Consider the following 22207-nt stretch of genomic DNA (forward strand, 5'->3'; position numbering starts at 1 on the left):
GGGGGATTGATATGCAACTAAGATTCATAGAGGACAGCGATGGAGACATCAAAATAAAAGACGAATTAGGCTATTTCATTGGTAATTTGTATAAGTATAACGGGCGATATTGCCTTGCTCTGCAATACCTTTATGACAAAGTTGATGGATTGCGCCAGATAGCCGCAAAACTTCTTGAATTAAATGGCGGCAACACCCTGCAATTCATAGAGCAAGATGATGGTGTTATCAATGTAATGGATGCGTGCGGCGATGCTGTTGGTGATCTAGTAAAACATAATGGCAGATTCCATATAAGCTTTTTACATACTAATGACAATGCTGATTATCTGTACCAGATCGCAGATAAGCTGAAGCAGTTGAATGGTGATACGGATGCTTAGATTTATTAAGTCATTTAGCAGAATACAAGTAAGAAGAGAATTTTCCGGTGACTGCATTTGTTTGCTTACTGAGAATTTTGAAGGCGAATATGAGCCTCATTTTCAAACATCTACAGTTACACCAGAAGAATTGCATCAGGTGGCCGACAAATTGGAAGAGCTGAACAAAGAATGAGCGCGTTTTCTCCAGCATTCAAGAAAGAAATCGAGAATCGCATAAAAAACGGCACGCTGAAGGTTGCCGGTCAAAGCCCTGTGTTAGTGCCGGGTATTAAATCAGTTCCAGCAGTAATCAAAAATGGAAGCGCAGGCAGCGAATCAATGCGCAACCTGCAGGCACTTGGTCGCATGAAAACCGGCAAGATGAATAAGACAGAGATCGCCTATTCACAGCATCTTGAAGCGTTGAAGTCGTGCGGCGAGATTGTTTGGTGGAAGTTTGAGGCGATAAAGCTGCGATTGGCTGATAGCACTTTTTACACGGTAGATTTCTTTGTAATGAAAGCATCGGGAGAACTCGAAGCGCATGAAGTAAAAGGATATTGGATGGATGACGCGAGAGTGAAGATCAAGGTGGCAGCAGGGTTGTACCCATTCAGATTTATAGCTGTTCAGAAGAAATCAAATAAACAGGGTGGTGGTTGGAAAATTGAGGTTTTTGAATAATAGCAGGCGCGGTACCACAGAATGAATATCGACAAATACACGAGGTAAATAGTTTATATGGTCGAAGAAAAGCCAGTCTTAGAAGTTCCTAAAGCAAATTCACGCGCAGCATTGGCAAAGAACATGGGTCTCAGGCTGCGCGCATCAAGAGAATCGATAGGTATGGCGCAGGGTGAAGCTGCCCGGCGTTTAGGTTATGCCAATCAAACGAAACTGGCAAAGATCGAGGGTGGTACTGATACGAATTCAGTGCCGCATTGGGTCGTTTTGAGGGCGGCCAGGCTCTATGATGTATCAATCGACTACATTTACGGCGAATCAGATGACTGGGAACTAAGTGCCAGAGCATTACAAGAGCGCGATATGGCCAAATGGATGATGGAAGCATGGGAAGCCGGTCGACAGAAAGATTTGGAAGTTTTGAGGAAGCTTAAAATAAGGATGAATGCTATCAGCGAAACGGTAACCGGACTATTTTCTGCATCGCAGGATGTGCAAGATGCGTTTAGAAGATTCATTGAGCTTAATTCAGAAACATTCGATGACATGCGCGGCGGGGCGAAATTGCTTGCATCAGTTGACCGATTATTTAATTTAACGGGTACATGTAAGAGAAAATTAACCAGATTCAGCAATCAGTGCGCGGTATCAGGGATAGGCGCTGTTATTGTGTCCCAGGTCGATAAGCCGGTACAGCGGCAATTGTTGTAATCAATCATGGCGGCAAAACCAAAATTAACCCCGGAAGAGTGGAAAAAGGTACGCAACACATGGGAGTCAGATCCGCGTGAGGGTTATGCGTGGTTAGTTGAATCCATGGCATTGCCGGTATCAGCTCCAGGTGTGCGCAAGGTTTCTCTTCGTGATAAGTGGAAGAAGAGTGAGAAACCATCAAAATCCACAAAAACACCCAAAGAAACAATAAATTCAGAGTCAAAAAGCAAGGTTTCCAAGGTTTCGCAGAGAAACCATGCCAAGGTTTCGGAAACCATCGATATAGAAACCATCAATGATGATTCGGAAGATGACGATGAGTCAGATAATGGATCTGTTGGCAGACCGACAGGCTATAGAGAAAAGTATAATAAACAAGCATATAGATTGTGCCTATTAGGTGCTATTGATGATGAGTTAGCAGAGTTCTTTGAGGTTGACGTTAGTACGATTAAGCGATGGAAGAAAAATCACGCAGGATTTCGAGCTGCCATAAAAAAGGGAAAGATAGCCGCGGATTCAAAAGTTGCCGAGAGACTGTATGAACGAGCAATGGGTTATTCGCACCCCGAAACTCATGTGAGCAACTATAAAGGTGAAATTACCAAGACTGAATTAATCAAACATTACCCACCCGATACCGCTGCGGCCTTTATTTTGTTAAAGAATCGTCATCCTGACAAATGGAAAGATAAGATTGAGCTGAAAGAAGATATCAACCTCAATGTATTCCCACCAAAGGAAGAGCTGGATGCAATATACGACAGGGCGCTTGAAGAGGCCAGAAAACGCAATGAAATGCTTATTGGCAGGCGCGAACGGATTGGGATTGTTATAGATCACGATAGCGGATTGATTGATGACTAAACGAGTTCTACTGCCAGAAGATCCGCGATGGAAGCCGTTTTGTGCGCGTTACGCCGGGAATATTGAGCGTTTTGCCATCGAAGTGGTTGGCGTTATTCCGTCAGATCAGCAAATGGAACTATTTGCCAGCGTATCGCCGTCGAGATCGCGCACTTCTGTTGCGTCAGGACACGGTACCGGCAAGACAGCCGGTATAGCAATTATCGTATTGTGGCATCAGTTGTGCTACCCAATGTCAATTACCTTGCTTACAGCGAACGACATGGACCAGCTCAAGGCCACGGTATGGAAAGAAATCGGCATTTCTCATGAGCGCATCAGGCGCGGCAGGCACGGATGGATTGCAGAACATCTTGAAATATTGGCTGATGCGTCTTGTCGGATAAAGGGATTTGAGCCGATCTGGTTTACTGAGAGCAAAACAGCCAATGAAAAAACCGCGAACAAAATGGCCGGTCGACATGGTGAATGGCTGCTGGTGATTGGTGATGAAGCATCAACACTGCCAGATGCGGTTTTGACCACATTATCCGGGGCGCTGACAGAGCAGCACAATCGAATGCTTTTAACTAGCCAGTTCACGCGCAATGCCGGTTTTTTCTATAGAACTCAGAATGAGCTATCAATCGGCAATGGTGGTGAATGGAATAATCTGCGTTTCAGTTCATTTGATTCACCATTTGTTAGCGATTCCTCACTCAAAGAGCTGTGGGACCAGTACGACGATGATGAGAGGAATGTTCGCCTGCTAGGAATTTCACCGCAGGATTCCTCGAAGCACATGATGAATCGGAAAGTGGCCGAGGCCATGTACCGGCGCGGAAGAATAATTGATGACAATGAGAATTTTGGCTGGATTGTGAGCGGTGATATCGCATCTGGTGAAGGATTGCGGGATAAATCGTCGTGCGTTATCGGGCGCGTCATTGGTTATGGTGACATGGGACCGGATGCGCGGCGAGTGGAATTGGTCAAAATTCCATTACTGACAAACAAGATCCGCTCGAACGTGTTTTCAGGTTATCTGGCTGATGAGGGTGCTGAGTACAGCAATGTAACCCATGTTGTCGATTCAGGTGGCCTGGGTATCAACGTATGCCAGGACCTGGAAGATTTGAATAAGGTTGTTCACCGGGTTAACTGGGGCAATCCGTGCTTTAAAAACAAGAATAAGGACAGATACCTCAATCTGCGCGCGCAAGCCATGCATCAAGCGGCCAGAGCAGCTAAGGAAGGCCGGTTATCAGTGCTGACACTGGATTATAAAAACGTGATGCTGGATCAATCATCGCGGATACCCAAGACATTCACTGATAAAGGGCGCATCCGCGTGCCACCAAAAGGGTCTACTGAGTGGGATGGTATGGGTTCACCGGATTTGTGGGATGCGGTGTGCTTTTTCTTTCTTGAGGATGTGAATTACATTGTTGCGGAAGGTGGTGTAGGAAGTTCTGGTGGCTCAATAGCAGCAACCGCTCAGGAAAAGGTTGATGATATGTTTGCTGGTGTTTAAAAGGAGTGGTTTTGGATTGAGTAATAAAAAAACGACAGCATTAGTCAAAGAAATCATTTCAAAGGCGCTGAAGTGTGACAAACGAAGGATTTTCGTTAAAACGGGTCTTGTTAATGATCTGGGTGCGGATTCAATGAAGATCCTGGAAATAATCATCGCAATCGAGCGGGAATTGAATATTGAGATCGATGATGAGCGTATTGGTGATGTTTTTGGCGAATTGAAGGCTAGGGATTTGATTGATGCTGCCAATAGTGTGATGAAGGTAAAGAATCGACGGGATTATTCTAGGATAAAACCAACTGCATCAAATAATCTGGTAGCTTTGAATCATGAGAATTTTTGATTAAAGGAGAGAAGTATGAAATTTGAATTGCGTATATTGAATGGCATGGTTACTGAGGATCATCTGAAACCAAAGACATCTGGGAGCGCCGGTATCGATCTGATGGCGGTGTCATTTCCTTCGATTTCAGCTAACAATGACGGTTTTGTTGATATCAATCCTGGTGAGGTGATATTAATTGGTACTGGAATCGCTATTCATATCGAAAGCCCAGGATACGCCGGGATGATATTGCCGCGCTCAGGATTGGGGCATAAAGGGCTTGTGCTTGGTAACCTGGTGCCATTGATCGTTTCCTGCACGTTATGCCAGCACCCATTTAGCGTGGCCGCGCACTGGATGATGATGCCGTTGATTGGTCGAGTATTCATGCCGCCATGATGGCAGCGGATGAGGGGAATATTAAGGCGGACGCGCATCCTCCCGGATGATCTGGAAGGAAGGTTTTACAGATTATTACTGATTCATAGTAGTGTCAATTAGATCTACCTACTGCACTAACAACCCTTGCTCTTTTAATATGTCCCTAAAAATAAAATCTTGTTTGCCTATGAGCAATAATTTGATCAGTATCGTGGATATTTTTAGCTGAACGACGCTTACTGCCATCTTGTCCAATAACTTCCAACTCGCCCAACTGAATTAACTCTCCCACAGCATCGCGATATACTTGAGCGGACGCAGGCGACATATTGCATGTGGTTGCAAACATTTCCCCAAACGGCATACCATCAGGATCTGGATAGATTATGTATGGAATCTGTTCCATCAGAGTTTTAATACTTTGATCTCTCGCATAATCATCAAAAAGAAAGCCTGGTTGCCCTGTATATGACCCATCATATGATGGAATATAGCCAAGAGCAGAAAACATTTCCATTCCTGGGCCGCCATAATGAATGAAATTAGTATTTTTCTCCCAATGTATACGAGTCATAACATCTCTAGCGCGAGCCTTCTGTGAAAAATGTATTAACCAATAATCACCATGCCCTTTTTCTGATCTTATAAAGAATAAAGTGAAGTATTTAGCACCACAGCCATCTACCAAATCTTTGTATAAACAGGATTGAATATACAAACGCCAGTCGGGCTCTTTATCTTTTATATCTTCGATAGTACGCCCACGCAAAATTTCAGGAATGCCTATCTTATCAAGCAATTCGCGAGTCACGTCAGTTTTATCAGTTATATAATTAAGCATGGAGTCCACAGCGAAAGTTAGTATGATTTCACTCCCATGCAACTCCTGCATTATTTTCCTAATAGTAAGCTTAGGCACTTTAGAATAACCGTATTGATCTAATAAAAAAATTGCCCTAGCCGCACGAGGACTGCGTTTCTTCACATATTCTATAATTGAGTCGGCTTGTTGTTCGAACAAAGAAGTATGCAGAAAAATATCTTTATCGATTCTAGAACCATATCCACGTTTAATTAATTCATATTTCAGATGTTCTGAAGCTTGGCGATTTTCCTCGATAAAGAAAAAATCTAGGTTAAGCACGATCGGTTTATGCCTGTCTTTATTGACTATGAGCTCAGCTTCTTTTGCCGATTCCAGCATTATGAAAGGAGAACCAAGAAGCTCTTTGCTATCAAGTGCATGTTGATAAGCTCCGCCTCCAGCAAAACCATCAATTAGAGCAAGCCTGAACTCTTCTCTCCTGGGATTCGAAATGAGCGTTTTAATGTAAGCTATAAGATATGAGCGCAATATCTCATGCTTTACTACGCTATGTTGCTGAATTAGTGGATATGGTTGTCCCGGTTTCCATTCATAGTGAACTTCTGTCATTATCTATTTCATTTAAGATTTATTCAGTGTCTGACTACATAAATGAAATTGGCATTTCATTCCACACTCTGCCATTCAAAATACGTCCATTTTGTTTTTTTGCGCGCTTTTTGCCATCAGCTCCCCAGCCTCCCCATTGCTTAAAGAAAAAGGCAACTTTGGCTTCTTTGCATTGTTCTTGAATCGCATCAACCCAATCCTGTTTCATTGGTCGTGCTTTTGGCCCAGATTCACCACCTACAATAACCCAATGAATATTGGTCAGATTAATTTTACCGATATCTTCCAGCAAAGGCTCGACTGAAAGAAAACGAATTCCAGCATTAATTTGACGTAATTGATCTATTCGAGGAATACCGTATTGTTTATCCTCAACAGAAACTCCTAGCCAAGCGTTGGATGGTGCTTGTTTTCCAGAAAAATATTCAGCCATGCGTTCAGCACGTTTGGTCAATATTTGAAAAGTATGGTGGCTAGCACTGTAAATAGTTTCAAATACCCGATCTATGTATTCAAATGGTACCTCTTCATGGAAAAGATCAGACATAGAATTAACAAAGTAAATTGTTGGTATTCTACGTTTTAGAGGATCATTCAAACGCTGCGGTACTAGAGATAACTTAAATCCATTTTCATATCCTGGCGTTCCCATAGCTTTCAGACGTTGTGCCATAGATTCTGCATAACAATTTTTGCAGCCTGGAGATACTTTTGTACATCCCACAACTGGATTCCAGGTTTGCTCCGTCCATTCAATACTACTTGTTGTGGTCATAATTTATTTCCTTTTACTATCTAAAGTATATTATAAGTAAGTCATTCTTGCTTACCTCAACACACTATACCCACGTCCGGCCATGCAGCGCGCGATCATTTGATTGTGGGTGAGCGCTTCGTTTCCTAGTCCTCCGATTGCTCCACCAGCTGCGCCTGCTGCCGCCATCATTCCGGCATCTACGCCAACGATTGCGCCAATTAATGCCGCCGTTCCGGCTCCTACCGCAGCGCCACCTAACGTGTTGCCAGCATAGTTTGTGTTATCTGCGGCGATGGCGCGGCATTGGATGAGATCGCCTTCGTAATTACAGCCTTTGCATGATGCAGGATCAACTACCGGGCGGTAACCACTAGAATTTTGTTTCGATTTCATGCTTTGGCGCACGAGTTCGGCTTTCTGCTCGTAAGTTAATGATGGGTCAGCTAGAGCACGGTCAAGTTGCTGTCTTTCAATTTCCCGACGTTCGTGCGGCAATTGGCAGCCTGCGATTATTACAGCAATCAAAATAATCAGTAGTTTCACAGAGTTTTTCCTTGTTTAATTTTCTTTGCCAAATCCAGATCTTTGATTTTTCCACATGCCACATCCCCATCGTCACCCTCTATGCATAGATAATGCACAACATGTAATGTTTCCTCCGGCCATATGGTTTGCCCAAATCTCATTCCCACAACTTGCAATATGCCAAGCAACACACCAAGCAAGCATAAAACAATAAGCGTTTTAAATGTTTTCACAAGTTTAACCTTTTAATTAAAGTTTTCAGAATCCTTGCCGACAATGCTATTGCACATAGAAGCCGCTTTACTAGGTCCGGTGATTGACTCCGTCTTTCATCGGGCTTTTTTTATAGACGTATGTCCGTAAACTTCCCGCAGTGCTTGCATTTGCATTTGCTTTTCTTCTTGAACTCTCGGAGTAATGTAATATACCGCTTCTTCTCGCGCATGAAGCGCGTTTCCTCATTACATAGATGCTCCAGCACCCACATTGGATTTAGCAGCGTTTTACAATCTTTGCATTCAACCTGCGCACTTTTGGAATCTATGAGAAATTTTCTGTGCTCGCAGAAATTAGGATCACTAAATAATTTCCTGCCATCAATTAGCTCGACTTCTGCCTTGTATTTTTGATACCTGACAACTGAGAGATCGGTTATTTTTTTATCGTCCGTCATTCTATAAACTCAATGGATTGGCAAGTTTTCTGGATATGCCGACAGAACGCCTTGGGGCTTGTCCAGTATGGAGTCCACCAAAAAAAATGGTCCTCCAAATGACTTTTACACATAGCTCTATAGTCTTTGCCAAGCCGCTTGTTATTTGACGCTGCTATCAAATTTTTCCGAGCTGCTCCTCTGGCAGAGAACCTCTTCTTACATTGATAAAACTTGATGCAGCGCTCATCTTTCCCATCCAACCATTTCCCTTCGAATCGGCCATCGATATAAATCATTACGTGCAGCTTCATCTTACAGGTCTCGACCGCCGCTGTAATGTCATAGCCATCACACTTGAGTTTTACCATGCCAAATGAATGGTGGAGCGTTCTTTCAATTTCTTCCCAACGTTGTTTTGATAGAGTCATTTGCTCACCATTTAAAACAAATCCATTTGATTATCATTCTGATCGCAACCCGACAGAATCCGCCTGATGTGGCGTTCAGTGGTTTGGTATTTCAGTGCGAGTTGTCTTTGGCTTAAGAATGAATATTCTTGCCTAATCGAGATATTTCTAAGCGCCGTGTTGGCCAAGGTGGCTTTTGGGATTTCAAGCACTTCGCCGCCAAAACGATCAGTCATGTATTCCGCTGATTCGCGTCCTATGATTTCAACCAGGTCATGATCTGGTCTAAGTGTTTTAGGCACGTACAACCGCACTCCGCCGTATTTGGCTACCAGCTTGAGCGTGGCTTTTATTCCGATCAGCTCGCTGATTTCAAGCAGGATGCCGGGGAGTAGGGATTGGTCTATTTCATGCGTCATGTTCTTTGCTCAAGCATTCTGTTCAGTTTGCGATTTTGTGAAAGTTGCATGGTTTGTTGATTTTTCAGCCCTCATTTGTGGTCGATAAAATCAACATCGCTATTTAATTCGGTGAGAATTTTTCTTTTGAAGGATTGCATTTCAGCATATTCCTCAGCATCAACGCCTGATTCAATCAGGCATTTTTTTCCTTCAAAACATATCGATAATATTTGCGTTTAACAGATTTATTGCGCGTGTAGCGCATATGCCAGCAGAGATTATTCAGCCTAGAAAACATATTTGCAGGATAAAAACAGAATTTAGCGACAGGAAAAACAAAATATAAACCTGTTTAGCAATAAGGGAAAAACAGTAGGATTAAACTCCATGCTACTATTGTGGATCTTAATCTGCCCTGTTATTTAAATGGGGAAAATAAATGAAAATCCATTCAAGATTATGAGACTTTTATTGTTGGATATACAACTTGTGAATCAAATTTGTAATGTACATTCCTAATTACATCGGAAAGAGTCCCGACGAAATTATTGGCATTGATTTGTTTGACTCAGCTAGCTATCTCTACCGCAGCATGGCATGGCTTGACTACCACAAAAGAACAAAGAAATTTTCTTCATTGCTATACGCTTGCGCTGAAGGCCGTAACGGTATCGAGTATTTACTTTTCGAGGAATTAGTCATTAGTACTGGTGCCAACCTATCGGTTGAAAAATACAAGAAGTGCGTAAATGAAAAGAATCTCTTTAAGAGGACAATTGCTCAATTAAGCCCGGATTATGAGCTCCTTCAAATTTTTTCCCAGATTATTTTATCGCTTGAACCTTCAGCACCGAAACTTATTTATTGGGATCATTCGTCGTTGATGAAAGCATGGGGTGTTCTATCAAGATATCTGCATTGGTCTGGTGCGCGGAACCTCACTTCAGAAAATGCCGTTTGGTTAGATTCTGCTCGGCTAGCTGTCCATGATGTACTGGAACCGATTTGGCTAAAAATCACCTCTGGACAAAGCGGTCTGATGCATCCTAATAACATGGTGCCGATAGTTCACGAAATATGGGAGCGTTTCCGGTCGGGTGAAATTGACGCCTCTGCGGCAAAATTTCAGCTTAAATTCCTGGAACCAGTTGTTCCATAAAAGAGGTCAGCAGACTATGGTAAGGTTATTTGCGTTAGCACTCGTAGTAATATCAAACATTGCATATGCTGCTGAGACATATATATGTATCGCTGAAGCGGGAGCCGGTGTAGAGCATGGCGATAAAGGAATCCACGCAGCGATATACGACGTTAGTAATAAAAAATATATTCAAAGCAATGAACAAGGCGAGTGGGTAGTAAAAGAGTTAGGCAACGAAATTCCAATATTTGACAAGTGTATTAGTTCGTCATTTTGCGAACGTAAGGAAATGTATGGCGGTACATTTATAAGGGGGCCAGACGGCGTTTTTACTATAGTGTGGCTTACCGGAAACAAAGAGGCGTTAACAATGCTTGTAGCAAAGGGTCGATGCTCAAAAGTCAGTCATTAAAGGCAAGAACTATTAAACTCTGTTTGGCAATAAGAGGAAGTCAGGATAAAGATAATCCGCGTCAGGGATCGGGCAGCATGCCCCATTTTTGGGTAATACCATGATGTGTTAGTTGATGCCGTATGCTTATCAATTACTTAACCCACCAGTAACAATATGAGCAATACGCCGGTCTTTGACATCCTGACCCACTTCCGGTTGCGCTGAAGCGATAACGTTCTGGTTCCTGCTGCCAGTGCTTGCCAATGGCTCTACAATTGATGGCTCATCCGCTGGCAATTGAGGTGAAGGCATTCTGGGTGATTCTGGTACTTGCGCGTGAGCGGTTTGGACATTACCCACGGTTGCGGCATAACGCTTATCCAGTGCAACCCGGTTAGTATCAATATACTCTGCTGCCGTTCGGCTATTTGCTCCGTAGTTAAGATTCATCGATCTCTGGGTATTGGCTGATAAATCAGCCTTCGATTTTCCACCCACAGATCCGCGTATGATCTCTTGTGCGGCACTTGGTCCAAGCTGGTGCATCATGTAAATATTTTCTGCTGTGACCGGCAATCCTGCTTTTTTAAGCATAGCCATGTTCTGGCTTGTTAATTTCATGCCGCCTTCAATGTTCTGATCGACATCAAACCGATTCTTTATGCCCACGCCTGATGCTGTTTGGCCGGTGAATTGAAATAACCCAAGAGCGCCTGTTTTGCTTATAGCATTAGGATTGCCGCCGCTTTCCATGGCTGCTATTTTCTGCATCATTACCGGGTCAAGACCATGTTTCTTGGCCTGGGCTGATATCTTATCCTGTATTTCTTGGGACATACCGCCTGGAATATTGGCTGATGTGTTGGCCGCGCTTGTCTTTAACGCGCGTATACGTTGCGCTTCAGCATCGGTATAGGTTCCATATTTCGCCAGATCATCGCCGCCTTTGATACCGTCAAACATCGCTTTGTGACGATATCCTTTAAGCGTTACATTCTCTAATACTGATCCGGTTTTAGCTTTTGCGACATCATAAGCACGTTTTACAGAGTCCGTTACGCCAGATACTTTCTCGGAGATTTTTTCAGCTACCGGCTTTATTGCTTTTGGGATATCAATGCCAAGCTTATCTTTTACAAATCCCGTGAAAGCGTTCCAGAATGAGTCTATTTTGCTTCCGATGCTGCTGAGTACATTGTTGAATTTCTCTGTTGTGGAATCCCATGCGCTAAGAATCTTGGTTGCTACTGTTTTAAAATCAGTTACAGTAGACTCCCATGCTTTGCCAATTGCCCCGCCGGTTATGGAAGCCCCGGAAGCAATGAATGGCAATGCCATAGCAAGTATCGGGAGAATGTATCTCCTTAGCCAGCTGCTATCGCCGCCTGATGCATCGCCACCGGCTGGATTTTCTTCAATATTCTTGAGGCTTTTATTGGCAGCTTTATTGAAAACCGTTTCATCCCTGCGGAATAGCTTTATTTCACCGAATATTTTCCTAAACCATCTGAAAGTATCTTTTTGTTCCCGCCCGGTACCGGCTGTCAGGATCTCATAACCGCGCGCCATGGGCTGCGCTACTTCGCTGAATGCTTTGATTGCCGGATCAGTCTCTTCCATCCCGCTGCTGGCAGAACTCACAGCATTGGCAATCTTTTCCGCTGCCATGCTCACCGTGCTATCTTCGTAGGGTGGCGGGCTATCAACATACCTATCGTTGCTGCCAGCACTTTCATTGCCGAATAACGGGCTGCTGCTGCCATTCTTTGTAAATCGCCCGGTTTTCGTGTCTCTTTCAGCGCTTGCGCTCGGTTTTGCCCGTGATCTGATATTGCCCGGTGTTACTGCGGGCTTCAATGGTTCTAGTAAAGCCTTGCGGGTGACGGTGGCCGGTGCTGCTGAGACAGGCGAATTATTATTGGATTGGCGTGCGACATCATCCCTTCGCTGCGGTACGGCTACGGGTTGCTGCGGTATGCGTTCGTTGTCACTCTTGCGATTGGTTGATACTTGCCTGTCAGATGGTAATCCGGACACAACCTTTCCACTGAGCGCCAGTCTAACGGCTCTCATGTCATTCCTGATATCGCTCCATAGATCGAACGTTCTATTTAGGTCGAGCGGTTCGCCTATCAGGAATCCTTGATTGTCGCTTTTAATATTTGCCATGTGGTTATCTACAATTTAATAAAAGTGTCTAGTTGGGAAAAAACCATTTGGATTTCCTGCATCGCATCATCGCGCCGGGATAGGCTTATTTCCAGATTCGATGGCCTGAACCATCCAATGCTCTCGTAAGCTTCCGCTGGTGTGCTTTGTCTAGTGATAAAGGAATGCACGATCTTGAACTGTATGGCGTACTGGCTAGGAGTGCCGGTGGTGCCATCCTGGGATATGGTTGCCGCATGATGTTGCTCATACCAGCGTTTTATCGTGCCGTACTGATCATCCATTGTGGTTACGCGCAACTCAACAGGTTCGCTGCTTTGAGGGAAATCAAGAACAGCACCGCCTACCTTGCGTTTATCTGCGGATATGGTCAGTGGTGTGTAATCAAGCTCCGTGGCGAACAGATTGAACCACTGCGATATCCAATCACCCATAAGCGCGCTTGATACCTCAATCAGAAACAGATTCTTTTTCGATAGCCGGGCATTTCGCATCGTTTGGTAGATTTGCCGGGCTTCAGTAGGCGTGATGCCGCCAAATAGTGGCGTTGGTCTGCCCCAATATTTGATTTGTGAAGCGATGCCGCTCATTCCCGGTAGAAAATCATTCAGCAATCCGGAATCGAGTACGCGCAGACCGGCAGCATTAACATCGCCGCGCATTAAATCGCCCACGACACCGCCGCCCACGTTCAATGCTCTATGGGCTTCGATAGGGATATGCTGGTTAATCGCATTCCTGACCACATTGGTTGCCATGGCTCCGCCAATGTTCGTTACGGCCTGAGCTAACTCACCGCCACCCATCATGCTTGCTGCTTTGCTGCTTATTGCGCCTGTGATTGACGTGGTGCCAGAAATGGTCGCTCCAATCGTTCCTTGCCTGGATAGCGATTCTGATACGTTATTGTATAAGGACATGGGTTATCTGCCTTTTCTGCGGCGTTGTTTGCGGTTTTGGATGATTGGAGGCTCGACTTCTATTGCGCTATCCATTTTTCCTTGACCGAATCCCTGACCAAACCCTGGACCGCCGCCTGGTCCGTCATCCGGGTTTTCGTCCTTCATTTTTACAATTGGCGCGTACATTTTTGCCTGATCTTCGTCGAGCATCATGGTCTTGGATAAGAATTCTTTCATCATTTCTTCCGTTGCGCCCAAGTCCTTCATCTGCTGCATGGCTTGCACCAGCATCATGCCGGAATTCATCGAATCGGCTTTAGTTCGCTGCTTCTCTGCTTCCAACGCTGATATTGAGCCATAGAAATTAACGGTAAATGGCCGCTTATCAGGATCAAACACCGTTCCATACTTATGCATCGTATGGATATCAATAACATGATAAATAAACTCTGCCAGTGAATTACGAATAATCCTTGAGTTTTCTGCTGCTTGTGCCGACATCCTAAAGAAACCGCCTTCACCAAGCCCGCCAGCTAACTGGTCGGCAAAGCCAAGCATAGCCAGATCGACGCCAATAGCGCCCGCATACATGCGCGCGTGAAGCATGATATCTTCAATACTGATGTTGTTGGTTCGACCGGTTTGCCCGCCATTGGAATTACTCACAGTGGTGAGTTGTTTCTCATTGAATGTGGGGATAATGTGTCTGATCCGCTCCAACACCGGCTGACCATTCTTAACAGCATCTTCAGCGCGTTGTTTTGAAGAGGTCAGCATGGCTTTTATGGAAGCCAGGAATCTGTTTTGTTGCTCAATCGTCATAGACGTTAGATTTACTTGCAGCATTTGCTCATCAATCGAATCAAGCCAGCGTTGGCCAACAATGCCGACAAGCGATGAATACAGATTATCGTAAGGTCCTTCCGCGTTATAAAACAGCGACCCACCGGCCATGCTAGGCATGATTGGCAGGTTATCAATATTATCTTCGGTGATGGCTATCTTAGCGGCCTTCTCTACAACACCGAACTGCGCCACCCATTGCGTGCGCGGCATTTTGAGTCTGGCCATTTGGGTGATGTCAAGCCGGTCAAAGTTACGGGGTCCCGTGTATACGGCGTAACCTACTGTTCTATTCCCCCTCTCGAACGGCTGCACCAATTGCGGCCTGATCATTTCTCCGGTGTAAAGATCCACAACGCCGCGCGATCCTTGTGTGTAAATACGCGCGTAAGAGTCCCCAAAAGCAGTCCCGGTGTAGGCTATTGAACGCGCTTCGCGGTTGATAATCGGTGACAAAGAAGCTGATATTTCATCAACAACCGCTTCCAATCTTTTATTCTTTTTAGCTTCCACCGTTTTCTCGATGAAAACCAGATCCCCGCTTGTCTCATGCCCACCAAGCGCACAGGTAACCAATAATCCTATTGCAGTCGATCCAATAGGGTCCGATTCCATCATTGACCACTTGTTGTAAATCTGCTGCCGCGATCTTGCTACGTGCCTTGTGCTGCCAAGCAATGATGCGACCGTGGTCTGGCCAGAGCCATACAGATATGCGTCAGATTCCTTGATTTCGCTTACTGGAACCACATTAGACGCGGAAAATTTGCGTGCTGTCATGCCGATGCTGGCAAGGAAGCTATTGGCTTTTACTTTCTCTTTAGGTTGCGGCATAAGGTGATTGCACCATGAACATGATAATTCCATGATGTTATGGTTTTGCAACCCCAGAAATGCCTTGATTTTCCGCAACAGATACGCGTTACCGGAAAACTGCGGGTAAGCGCGTTTTTTCAGAAGGCATTATTGACTCAATTAGACAAAACAAGGAGTCAATATGCCTATATCTACACCAATGATTCAGTATTCCCTCAAAGACAGGGGGCGAAAGCATACCGGGCAGGCGCGTAATTTCAATACTAAATTGATATGCGACGCTATTAATAGCCCAGCTTGTCAGGAAATGGTTTCATCCCGTGGGATGGTGGGATATTACGGCCATTTCCCGCGCGTGCGCTTTGGCATGATGCCATCGGAGGGCGGTATGGATGGCGGCAAGTATGTGCCGGTCGATCCCGCATTCGTTACCACACACCTGAGCGCAACACCAGAGGGAATCATCCGGCATCAGGCTGAATTCCTGGATACCGCAGCGGGAATAATTGCGGCTAAGGCATGGAATGGCAGGGTTGGCGGGTTTTCTTCCGCGATTGATGAGAAAAAGCCAGCGTTCTACGGTTTTGACTACGTGATGCAGCCGAATTACCTGGGCAATTCTTTCCGTGGCGTGGTTTTGGATGATGTCATGGGCGGCAATTTAGGTGAGCTGACTTACGACGACATCTACGCGGCTGAGCAAGACGAGCAGAAACAAGCAATGGTTATGCTGCTGGATAGCTTGGATCGTGAGCGCAACGTTTCCAGCGAAACAATAGAGCGGTTGCAGCAAGAAAACGAGCAATTGCTATCGATGCTGGCAAAGAAAGGTATCGACCCTTCCATGGTGCTTGATGCGTCTTATATTGCGCCCATCATGGTATCCGGTGGAACGCTTGATTCAATCCAGCGGGATATGGAAAGTTTCAAAAACATGGATTCGTTACCAGGTTTTGTTTCCCCCGTGAAAGAGGTAAAGGAAGAAGCCGGTTCTGTTGTCAGTCGCATGCTTAATAGATTTGCACGGTAGGGCGGGGAATGCTTGAGCCAGTCAAAGTAGCTTTTGGTGAATATATGGGCGCGTTCTACGCGGGAATAGCGCCTACCACCAGCGGGCTGCATGAATATGTTGCGCGCGGTCTCGCAAAAAGCATTGCGTGGGCACCTTCGAGAATGGTTGATGCTATAGAAGATATGCTTTCAGCATGGCAGCGCAACGATACCGATGGCGCACCCACCCAACCGGCAAAGATGCCCATTATCTTTGTGGCCATAGCAAAAGATTACACGCCCTCCGGACGTGATTACACGCGGCAAATATCCGAACAAGTGGAAGTCATATTGCCGGGCGATACCAAAGAGCGTGATTTCAAGGTGCGGGTTATTTCTGGCGATGTTCGCGCGCAGGTTGTGTTTTGTGCATTCGATGAACCAACCGCCAGATCATTGGCAGCCCAGTTCCTTTTATATCTGGACAACATGGAGAATAGGCGTTTTTTCGCCACCTACACGTTTGCCGGTCAGGATCTCACTTGGCCGGTGCAAATTGAATCCCCAGACAATCCCGCCATGTCCATTCAAACGGACTCGAAGAATTTAACAATACTGGCATGCGATGTCACATTAAGAGCATCGATACCATTATTCAGCGCGCCTGCAGATAGCGACCCGAATGATGGTAAGGGCACCGATGGAGATCCAAGCGACCCGTCTGGATATCAAGTGGTTGTGCAAGTTAACTACGATAAGGAGGATGTGCTTTGATGGAAATCTACATTGATGCTGATGTTGATCTGCTAAATAACCTTGCCCTGGGTTGGCTATTAATCGGATTGGTCTGGGCGCTAATCGTGCTGCGGATGTGCGCGAGGAATCAGGATGATTATGAGTTTATCAATCAGAAGCTTGGGATTGTCATTCTGGCCGCTGTTATCGGATGGCCGTACAACTTGTTCTGCTGGATATTCTCATGGCCCGGGTGGTTAATGCCTGCTAAAGATGTGTTATGGGGTGAGAGCACTCCCACATTTATGGTTGTAGTGGTTTACCCCTTAATTGCTTCTGTCATTATCGCCTTTCTTGTCGGAGCGCTATGATCAAAATCCAAGCCACATTCATTGGCTATGGCGGGCGCGCCTGCACCCTGTTTTCGGCTATTGATCCTGATTCTAATGTTCTGGTTGTCAGCGTTGAATCTGACTACAGAACTGACCGCATGGATGGCTGTATCGTCATAACCAACAACCCAGAAATACCCTACGACAGCTTATTTACTGATGACGATATCAAGGCTGCGATATCCGCTTTCTTTGCGTTCAAGACCGGCTTTGCCAATGACAACAAAAGCCAAAGATTGGTGTTTTCGGAGCGGGCTACTAGATCAAACCCAGAACAAACGATTGAAAAGGATGGAATGGATTCATCCGGACCGCGTTTTCGCATATCTGAAGGCATTACCTGCGGGCAGATGGCGGCATTAGCAACCTGCTTGCACGCTTCGCGTTCCGGCACGATTGAGCAAGCGCTGGATATGTTTGATGCGCTTAACGCACTTACACGCGGCGAAATTATCACTATTTGAGGATTCCGCTGATGATAGATAAGAACTCCACTGCGGCCAAAAATTTCTATAAAGAAATACGCCTATTCTCTGAAAGAACCAAATCCTGGGAAACGCAGATATCGTATGAAACCAAACCAGATGAGGCGCATGATCTGACGCTGGTTTCGCAACGTGTCTATGGCCGCCGTGATGAATTTCTGGTGATTATGGCAGCTGCAGGTCTGGATATGGTCGATCAAGCTTTGCCGCAAAAGCGCCTGACATTGCCTACTGAGGCGCAGCTATACGCCATTAAACGCAGAACAGGGTTTGAATCAAAGGCAGATAGCCGGTTTAATTTCTCCCCCACCTGGGCGGCCTAGCGTCAAATCATGGTCAATGTATTCTTAGGCAAGATCAAGGGACATATCAGCGAGGCCAAAGATCGCGCCAAAGCCGACAGGCTTGAGCGGGAGGCTGCGGAAAAGTCACCCAATTCTATAATACTTACTAAGCGCGAAGTTCAAGGCGAATGGGATGCCAGCCGGGTGCTTTTTACAACCTTAGGTGGTGCCGTGCGCCCGATCACAACCAATGATCTGGCGCAATTCCGTCACAATATGCGGATGGCGCAAAAGAACTTTAACGGCGATGGTATTACCGCCCGTCAGGTTATAGACCTTGCGTCATCCAAACCGCTTAAGGTTCCTGGATCAGATAGCGACATCGATAGAGCTAGAAACGAGATCAAAATGGCGGTTCCGGTTTCGGCATTTAACAATGAGGTACGCTTCATTACCAATGCTGGCCCGAACTCCGATGTTACCAGGCATCATGTTCTTGTGCGCTTCAATGCGTTTGCTGAAGCCGCCAATAAGCTGATGGCATCGACCGCCAAAGAGCGTAAAGATCCCAAACAAACCGCCAATTGGCTCAGAAAACAAAAGCTGGCATTCGATTGTGATTGCGGGCGGCATCGGTACTGGTTTCGTTATATCAGCACTATCGGGAATTTCAACGCCGGTCGAAAAGAACTTGGGTTTCCAAAAATACGCAATCCAAACCTGAAGGGCGTGGCGTGCAAGCACGTTCTGCGCGTCATGTCTGAGGTCGAGTCATCCACGTCTATGCTGAATTTCCTATCGAAACACATGGAAAAGCTGCGTGATTCCCAAGACAACACAGCCAAGCATCGAATAAAGCAGAAAGAGCATGACGATGAGATCAAAAAGAAAGCGAAGGCGCGTGTAAACGCCATCAAAACCAGTGATCAGCGTGCAGCAGAGAGAAAAAGAGCCAAAGAGCGCGAATCCCTGCATAAAAAAGCAAAGCAGGCAACACGCATGACCAAGAAACCAGCCGCCACGCGCAGGATAGAAGCCGCGCTTGCAGCGGGAAAATTGTCTGCATCGGATCTTGAAGTATTACGCAGGCTGGGATTCACCGATAAGCAGGTTGCTGCAAAATTAAAAGAATAGGAGCGATATGTTAACGAATGTACCGAAAGGAATTAATCGCATGGCGCGCAATATCGTCATCAATCACCCTAATTCATTTGAGTGCCAGATCTACAGGAAGTATGTTAATAGAAACAATGAATCGATGATTTCTGGTATGCCAACGATTGGCGGGATTGGTGTCATGAGCGCGGAAGATGAGGAGGATATTTCCTACGATTTCCTTGGCAGCGGCTATGCGCTTCAGGCTGAGCCATTCTCGCCATCGCCGATGATGGAGCGGCAGGATGCGAATAATGGATTTGCCAATGAATTTCGTTTCCTGATTGAGCCAGAACAGCCTACCGGGGCAGATGGCAGCTTCATGATAAAGAAAGGCGATGTGATGCTTATCGTGATATCAGATGAGGTTAGATTGGCATACGAGATAGTAGAACCTGAGACGGTTATGAATATCAGTCCGTTCGCAATGCGCTATGTAACAAACCGCCGTGGTGATTTAGACCTGCTCGGTTGATAAAACCGGAAAAACCCCCGTTTCAGCAAATTTCCAGATTCCAGAATAGGCACTTACCAATGTTTTAAAACGTTGGAGGTGCCCGGTCATCCGTCCGGGTGAGAAATGTTAACCATAGGACAGAAGAATTATGACCAAGCGAACGGTTCACCAAGAATATCTCAAGAAACAAACCGCCGAAGTAGCAGTATTTGCGGCTGGGTTGCGAGATCAAGGCACAAACAAAGACGGCACCTTCGATTCTGCGGCTGCTAATGATTTTATGGCAGCGGCGATCAACCAGAATAATACTGGCGTAAAAGTTCCGGAAAACCTGCAAATAGTCCTGGATGAAATGCCATCTGGAGAAAAAGGCGATGCTGCGCGGAATGCTGTTACACGGGCGATTCTTGACGGTATTGATATCTACGAATCGCAGCACGGTTGCAATGCCCCCGCAGACATTATTGAGCTTGGCTTGCATTTAGCATACTCAACGAGCGATACCGCGAAAAGAAAGTACAAGTTTGATTCTGCCACTTCAGACCATCAAGACAATCTTGGATTGCAGCCGAATCGCGCCGTGCTTGCCATATTGTCTACCATGGGTGATGCAATTCCTTTTGCACATTATCTGCCAGCGGATATTGGTTCTAACAAAGGCGTTCTGGCTGTTATGGCGCATCAGGCAGGCAACACCTACGGTCAGTACGCTGCAGGCGGATCAATGGATGGTGCTAACTCAGGCAATTCATACATCTCAGCATCGCGCGTTCACGTATCTTTGCCAGCGGTATCTACCGGTGCCGTTACGGGCGCGCTAACAGCGGTTCAGGCAACCGATGAAACTTGTGATTCAGCAGCGGCAACAATCAAACTGTTGCGTGGCAGAACATTGGTTTATGTCAATGGCGTGGTTGCTGCAAAAGAGGTGGATCAAACAGGTTCTGGCAGTTCCACAATTAGCGGGACGATCAATGTTGCTGGAACTGATTATGTCATCGGCGGATCGATCAATACCGATACCGGCGTTTATTCACTGACCACAACCCCGGCATTAGGCACAACCGTTCCTGTGGCGGTGGAAGGTTTTGTTGATTACGAGCGCGCACCAGAATTCACGCCATCCATCATAGCCGCCGCCACCATGTACGAATTGTACGCTTCACCATGGAGAGCGATCACTCAAATAACCATTGATTCAGCCACGCAAATGTCAAATGAGCTTGGTCTTGATCCCTATGGCGAGAGCATTCTTTCTATCCAAAATCAATTCTCCAATGAGCGGCATTACCAGGTTCTGCTCAAGGCGCGTCGTTTGGCCAAAAACAACAGCATTGATTATGACTTCGACTGGCCTAACCAAAAAGGACAGAAAACCCGTGCGCAAATTTGGCTCGACTTCGCCACTCCACTGGGCGCGGTATCGCAACAAATGGCTGTTGATACGATGGATCACGGCATTACGCACATGTATGTCGGCAAATACATTGCCTCTGCTTGGATGTCATTGCCGCGCGAAATATTTGAGCCTTCTGGAATCGCTGAAAGACCCGGCATATACCGTATCGGTCGTTTGTTCGGTCGTATTGACGTGTATTACACACCAAAAGGTTTGACTGACACAGCGGCTGCTGGGCAAATTCTTTGCATCGGTAAAGCTACTAACGTTGCGCTCAATCCGTTTGTCTTGGGTGATGCGACAGCGCCAATCGTTCAACCATTAGCCGTTAATGCTGACATGAAGCGTGGGGCTGCGTTCTATGCGCGCAATTTCACCGCAGTTAACCCATACAAGCAAGCTTCTCTTGGGTGCGCGATTATCAACGTTACAAACATGATCTAAGCGTCAGATTAATAACTGAAGCAAATTCAAAGTAACGTTAATAAGGAGTTAGCAATTATGGCAAGAAAAATAGAACTGGGATCACCTTCATTCGTGAAGGTGGCCATTGCCAGCTTAATCGGGGCATTCGCTGACGCGACCTACCCGGTTAAGGTGGTTATCACAAACAACATGCCACGGGATATTTCCTTGCCTGACATTGGATTATTCCTGCGGCATGTATGCAATCCGGAAGGCGAGAACAGGCGCGAAGTTGAGTTACAAGGCTTCGATCAATTGCAGCGCCTGGCCTCGAATATCGGGCAAATATCCATGCTGAATGATTACCAGTATGCGGCCATGACCGTTGAGGAAGTGGTTGATGAGCCTGTGCAAGATGATTCTGAAGCGGAAGCCAAGGCCAGCGCTGAGGCTGAAGCGGATGCTGCAAGAGTTCAAGCTGAACTTGAAGCTGCCGCTGAAAAGGCTAAGGCTGATGCTGAGAAGGAAGCGGCTGAAGCAGAGGCAAAGGCCAAAGCTGATGCAAAAAAAGCGTCTAGTTCCCACAAAACTAAAGGGGGGTAATAAAC

The 22207-nt window shown here is 45.9% G+C and carries 27 protein-coding genes and 1 pseudogene; 19 read left to right on the forward strand and 9 right to left on the reverse strand.

What is annotated here, in order from left to right; genetic code table 11:
• Positions 1 to 11: 11 nt before the first annotated feature.
• From NIT79A3_RS07000 to NIT79A3_RS07035, 8 genes and pseudogenes are all read left to right on the forward strand, one after another.
• Entirely contained in the window at positions 12 to 383 is a 372-nt protein-coding gene (locus NIT79A3_RS07000) for a hypothetical protein (protein WP_013965516.1), read from the forward strand.
• Positions 376 to 558, forward strand: coding sequence for a hypothetical protein (locus NIT79A3_RS07005; protein WP_041360223.1), 183 nt, complete (start codon positions 376 to 378; stop codon positions 556 to 558). Before NIT79A3_RS07000 ends, NIT79A3_RS07005 begins: the two co-directional genes overlap by 8 nt.
• Positions 555 to 1049 (forward strand): hypothetical protein, encoded by a 495-nt coding sequence (locus NIT79A3_RS07010; protein ID WP_013965518.1) that lies wholly within the window; start codon positions 555 to 557, stop codon positions 1047 to 1049. Before NIT79A3_RS07005 ends, NIT79A3_RS07010 begins: the two co-directional genes overlap by 4 nt.
• Positions 1050 to 1106: 57 nt before the next feature.
• Complete coding sequence (locus NIT79A3_RS07015) at positions 1107 to 1760, forward strand: helix-turn-helix transcriptional regulator (protein WP_013965519.1); 654 nt, start codon at positions 1107 to 1109, stop codon at positions 1758 to 1760.
• A gap of 6 nt (positions 1761 to 1766) precedes the next feature.
• Positions 1767 to 2630: a hypothetical protein gene (locus NIT79A3_RS07020; protein ID WP_013965520.1), complete on the forward strand. Its 864-nt coding sequence runs from the start codon at positions 1767 to 1769 to the stop codon at positions 2628 to 2630.
• Positions 2623 to 4143, forward strand: a complete 1521-nt coding sequence (locus NIT79A3_RS07025) for a hypothetical protein (RefSeq protein WP_013965521.1) — start codon at positions 2623 to 2625, stop codon at positions 4141 to 4143. Before NIT79A3_RS07020 ends, NIT79A3_RS07025 begins: the two co-directional genes overlap by 8 nt.
• Positions 4144 to 4159: 16 nt before the next feature.
• The gene (locus NIT79A3_RS17805; protein WP_198009398.1) at positions 4160 to 4489 is read left to right on the forward strand and encodes a phosphopantetheine-binding protein; all 330 of its coding nucleotides are present in this window, start codon (positions 4160 to 4162) and stop codon (positions 4487 to 4489) included.
• Positions 4490 to 4504: 15 nt separating this feature from the next.
• Positions 4505 to 4780, forward strand: a pseudogene (locus NIT79A3_RS07035) (dUTP diphosphatase); the annotation flags it as partial.
• A 235-nt stretch (positions 4781 to 5015) separates the two neighbouring features.
• On the opposite strand, the gene NIT79A3_RS07040 reads toward NIT79A3_RS07035, so the two are convergent.
• From NIT79A3_RS07040 to NIT79A3_RS07070, 6 genes are all read right to left on the reverse strand, one after another.
• On the reverse strand, positions 5016 to 6287 hold the full coding sequence (locus tag NIT79A3_RS07040; protein WP_013965524.1) for a three-Cys-motif partner protein TcmP: 1272 nt from the start codon (positions 6285 to 6287) through the stop codon (positions 5016 to 5018).
• A 34-nt stretch (positions 6288 to 6321) separates the two neighbouring features.
• Positions 6322 to 7062 carry a phage Gp37/Gp68 family protein gene (locus NIT79A3_RS07045; protein WP_013965525.1) on the reverse strand — a complete coding sequence of 247 codons (741 nt, stop codon included), beginning with the start codon at positions 7060 to 7062 and terminating at the stop codon, positions 6322 to 6324.
• 51 nt (positions 7063 to 7113) lie between these two features.
• Positions 7114 to 7587 carry a hypothetical protein gene (locus NIT79A3_RS17810; protein WP_013965526.1) on the reverse strand — a complete coding sequence of 158 codons (474 nt, stop codon included), beginning with the start codon at positions 7585 to 7587 and terminating at the stop codon, positions 7114 to 7116.
• Entirely contained in the window at positions 7584 to 7802 is a 219-nt protein-coding gene (locus NIT79A3_RS07055; RefSeq protein WP_013965527.1) for a hypothetical protein, read from the reverse strand. The genes NIT79A3_RS17810 and NIT79A3_RS07055 overlap by 4 nt, the downstream gene beginning before the upstream one ends.
• A 436-nt stretch (positions 7803 to 8238) precedes the next feature.
• Positions 8239 to 8652, reverse strand: coding sequence for a hypothetical protein (locus NIT79A3_RS07065; RefSeq protein ID WP_013965529.1), 414 nt, complete (start codon positions 8650 to 8652; stop codon positions 8239 to 8241).
• A gap of 11 nt (positions 8653 to 8663) precedes the next feature.
• Positions 8664 to 9050: a Mor transcription activator family protein gene (locus NIT79A3_RS07070; RefSeq protein ID WP_013965530.1), complete on the reverse strand. Its 387-nt coding sequence runs from the start codon at positions 9048 to 9050 to the stop codon at positions 8664 to 8666.
• 487 nt (positions 9051 to 9537) lie between these two features.
• On the opposite strand from NIT79A3_RS07070, the gene NIT79A3_RS07075 reads away from it, so the two are divergent.
• Together NIT79A3_RS07075 and NIT79A3_RS07080 are read left to right on the forward strand one after the other, a co-directional pair.
• The gene (locus NIT79A3_RS07075; RefSeq protein WP_013965531.1) at positions 9538 to 10191 is read left to right on the forward strand and encodes a hypothetical protein; all 654 of its coding nucleotides are present in this window, start codon (positions 9538 to 9540) and stop codon (positions 10189 to 10191) included.
• Positions 10192 to 10207: 16 nt separating this feature from the next.
• Complete coding sequence (locus tag NIT79A3_RS07080; RefSeq protein WP_013965532.1) at positions 10208 to 10585, forward strand: hypothetical protein; 378 nt, start codon at positions 10208 to 10210, stop codon at positions 10583 to 10585.
• Between the two features lie 129 nt (positions 10586 to 10714).
• Here NIT79A3_RS07080 and NIT79A3_RS17815 read toward each other — a convergent pair whose 3' ends face one another.
• From NIT79A3_RS17815 to NIT79A3_RS07095, 3 genes are read right to left on the reverse strand one after another with little or no spacing between them, the layout of a single operon-like run.
• Positions 10715 to 12736 carry a transglycosylase SLT domain-containing protein gene (locus NIT79A3_RS17815; RefSeq protein WP_013965533.1) on the reverse strand — a complete coding sequence of 674 codons (2022 nt, stop codon included), beginning with the start codon at positions 12734 to 12736 and terminating at the stop codon, positions 10715 to 10717.
• Between the two features lie 8 nt (positions 12737 to 12744).
• Positions 12745 to 13656 carry a hypothetical protein gene (locus NIT79A3_RS07090; RefSeq protein ID WP_013965534.1) on the reverse strand — a complete coding sequence of 304 codons (912 nt, stop codon included), beginning with the start codon at positions 13654 to 13656 and terminating at the stop codon, positions 12745 to 12747.
• A gap of 3 nt (positions 13657 to 13659) precedes the next feature.
• Complete coding sequence (locus NIT79A3_RS07095) at positions 13660 to 15315, reverse strand: hypothetical protein (RefSeq protein ID WP_013965535.1); 1656 nt, start codon at positions 15313 to 15315, stop codon at positions 13660 to 13662.
• Between the two features lie 163 nt (positions 15316 to 15478).
• On the opposite strand from NIT79A3_RS07095, the gene NIT79A3_RS17825 reads away from it, so the two are divergent.
• The 9 genes from NIT79A3_RS17825 to NIT79A3_RS07140 all read left to right on the forward strand — a co-directional run bounded on the left by NIT79A3_RS17825 (position 15479) and on the right by NIT79A3_RS07140 (position 22202).
• Complete coding sequence (locus NIT79A3_RS17825; protein WP_013965536.1) at positions 15479 to 16327, forward strand: hypothetical protein; 849 nt, start codon at positions 15479 to 15481, stop codon at positions 16325 to 16327.
• An 8-nt stretch (positions 16328 to 16335) separates the two neighbouring features.
• Complete coding sequence (locus NIT79A3_RS07105) at positions 16336 to 17061, forward strand: hypothetical protein (RefSeq protein WP_013965537.1); 726 nt, start codon at positions 16336 to 16338, stop codon at positions 17059 to 17061.
• Positions 17061 to 17393 (forward strand): hypothetical protein, encoded by a 333-nt coding sequence (locus NIT79A3_RS07110; protein WP_013965538.1) that lies wholly within the window; start codon positions 17061 to 17063, stop codon positions 17391 to 17393. The genes NIT79A3_RS07105 and NIT79A3_RS07110 overlap by 1 nt, the downstream gene beginning before the upstream one ends.
• Positions 17390 to 17878: a hypothetical protein gene (locus NIT79A3_RS07115; protein ID WP_013965539.1), complete on the forward strand. Its 489-nt coding sequence runs from the start codon at positions 17390 to 17392 to the stop codon at positions 17876 to 17878. Before NIT79A3_RS07110 ends, NIT79A3_RS07115 begins: the two co-directional genes overlap by 4 nt.
• An 11-nt stretch (positions 17879 to 17889) precedes the next feature.
• Positions 17890 to 18222 carry a hypothetical protein gene (locus NIT79A3_RS07120; protein ID WP_013965540.1) on the forward strand — a complete coding sequence of 111 codons (333 nt, stop codon included), beginning with the start codon at positions 17890 to 17892 and terminating at the stop codon, positions 18220 to 18222.
• Positions 18223 to 18231: 9 nt separating this feature from the next.
• Positions 18232 to 19317 (forward strand): hypothetical protein, encoded by a 1086-nt coding sequence (locus tag NIT79A3_RS17830; protein ID WP_013965541.1) that lies wholly within the window; start codon positions 18232 to 18234, stop codon positions 19315 to 19317.
• Positions 19318 to 19324: 7 nt separating this feature from the next.
• On the forward strand, positions 19325 to 19813 hold the full coding sequence (locus NIT79A3_RS07130; protein WP_013965542.1) for a hypothetical protein: 489 nt from the start codon (positions 19325 to 19327) through the stop codon (positions 19811 to 19813).
• Between the two features lie 130 nt (positions 19814 to 19943).
• Complete coding sequence (locus NIT79A3_RS07135) at positions 19944 to 21638, forward strand: hypothetical protein (protein ID WP_013965543.1); 1695 nt, start codon at positions 19944 to 19946, stop codon at positions 21636 to 21638.
• 57 nt (positions 21639 to 21695) lie between these two features.
• Positions 21696 to 22202, forward strand: a complete 507-nt coding sequence (locus NIT79A3_RS07140) for a hypothetical protein (protein WP_013965544.1) — start codon at positions 21696 to 21698, stop codon at positions 22200 to 22202.
• The last annotated feature ends 5 nt before the right edge of the window (positions 22203 to 22207 follow it).

Origin of the sequence: Nitrosomonas sp. Is79A3 (genome assembly GCF_000219585.1) — a bacterium.
GTDB lineage: Bacteria > Pseudomonadota > Gammaproteobacteria > Burkholderiales > Nitrosomonadaceae > Nitrosomonas.

Excerpts from the sequence above, each read along its gene's own strand:
- NIT79A3_RS07000 (WP_013965516.1), top strand. The coding sequence starts at position 12 with ATGCAACTAAGATTCATAGAGGACAGCGATGGAGACATCAAAATAAAA.
- NIT79A3_RS07005 (WP_041360223.1), top strand. The coding sequence starts at position 376 with ATGCTTAGATTTATTAAGTCATTTAGCAGAATACAAGTAAGAAGAGAA.
- NIT79A3_RS07010 (WP_013965518.1), top strand. The coding sequence starts at position 555 with ATGAGCGCGTTTTCTCCAGCATTCAAGAAAGAAATCGAGAATCGCATA.
- NIT79A3_RS07015 (WP_013965519.1), top strand. The coding sequence starts at position 1,107 with ATGGTCGAAGAAAAGCCAGTCTTAGAAGTTCCTAAAGCAAATTCACGC.
- NIT79A3_RS07020 (WP_013965520.1), top strand. The coding sequence starts at position 1,767 with ATGGCGGCAAAACCAAAATTAACCCCGGAAGAGTGGAAAAAGGTACGC.
- NIT79A3_RS07025 (WP_013965521.1), top strand. The coding sequence starts at position 2,623 with ATGACTAAACGAGTTCTACTGCCAGAAGATCCGCGATGGAAGCCGTTT.
- NIT79A3_RS07040 (WP_013965524.1), bottom strand. The coding sequence starts at position 6,287 with ATGACAGAAGTTCACTATGAATGGAAACCGGGACAACCATATCCACTA.
- NIT79A3_RS07045 (WP_013965525.1), bottom strand. The coding sequence starts at position 7,062 with ATGACCACAACAAGTAGTATTGAATGGACGGAGCAAACCTGGAATCCA.
- NIT79A3_RS07065 (WP_013965529.1), bottom strand. The coding sequence starts at position 8,652 with ATGACTCTATCAAAACAACGTTGGGAAGAAATTGAAAGAACGCTCCAC.
- NIT79A3_RS07070 (WP_013965530.1), bottom strand. The coding sequence starts at position 9,050 with ATGACGCATGAAATAGACCAATCCCTACTCCCCGGCATCCTGCTTGAA.
- NIT79A3_RS07075 (WP_013965531.1), top strand. The coding sequence starts at position 9,538 with ATGTACATTCCTAATTACATCGGAAAGAGTCCCGACGAAATTATTGGC.
- NIT79A3_RS07080 (WP_013965532.1), top strand. The coding sequence starts at position 10,208 with ATGGTAAGGTTATTTGCGTTAGCACTCGTAGTAATATCAAACATTGCA.
- NIT79A3_RS17815 (WP_013965533.1), bottom strand. The coding sequence starts at position 12,736 with ATGGCAAATATTAAAAGCGACAATCAAGGATTCCTGATAGGCGAACCG.
- NIT79A3_RS07090 (WP_013965534.1), bottom strand. The coding sequence starts at position 13,656 with ATGTCCTTATACAATAACGTATCAGAATCGCTATCCAGGCAAGGAACG.
- NIT79A3_RS07095 (WP_013965535.1), bottom strand. The coding sequence starts at position 15,315 with ATGCCGCAACCTAAAGAGAAAGTAAAAGCCAATAGCTTCCTTGCCAGC.
- NIT79A3_RS17825 (WP_013965536.1), top strand. The coding sequence starts at position 15,479 with ATGCCTATATCTACACCAATGATTCAGTATTCCCTCAAAGACAGGGGG.
- NIT79A3_RS07105 (WP_013965537.1), top strand. The coding sequence starts at position 16,336 with ATGCTTGAGCCAGTCAAAGTAGCTTTTGGTGAATATATGGGCGCGTTC.
- NIT79A3_RS07110 (WP_013965538.1), top strand. The coding sequence starts at position 17,061 with ATGGAAATCTACATTGATGCTGATGTTGATCTGCTAAATAACCTTGCC.
- NIT79A3_RS07115 (WP_013965539.1), top strand. The coding sequence starts at position 17,390 with ATGATCAAAATCCAAGCCACATTCATTGGCTATGGCGGGCGCGCCTGC.
- NIT79A3_RS07120 (WP_013965540.1), top strand. The coding sequence starts at position 17,890 with ATGATAGATAAGAACTCCACTGCGGCCAAAAATTTCTATAAAGAAATA.
- NIT79A3_RS17830 (WP_013965541.1), top strand. The coding sequence starts at position 18,232 with ATGGTCAATGTATTCTTAGGCAAGATCAAGGGACATATCAGCGAGGCC.
- NIT79A3_RS07130 (WP_013965542.1), top strand. The coding sequence starts at position 19,325 with ATGTTAACGAATGTACCGAAAGGAATTAATCGCATGGCGCGCAATATC.
- NIT79A3_RS07135 (WP_013965543.1), top strand. The coding sequence starts at position 19,944 with ATGACCAAGCGAACGGTTCACCAAGAATATCTCAAGAAACAAACCGCC.
- NIT79A3_RS07140 (WP_013965544.1), top strand. The coding sequence starts at position 21,696 with ATGGCAAGAAAAATAGAACTGGGATCACCTTCATTCGTGAAGGTGGCC.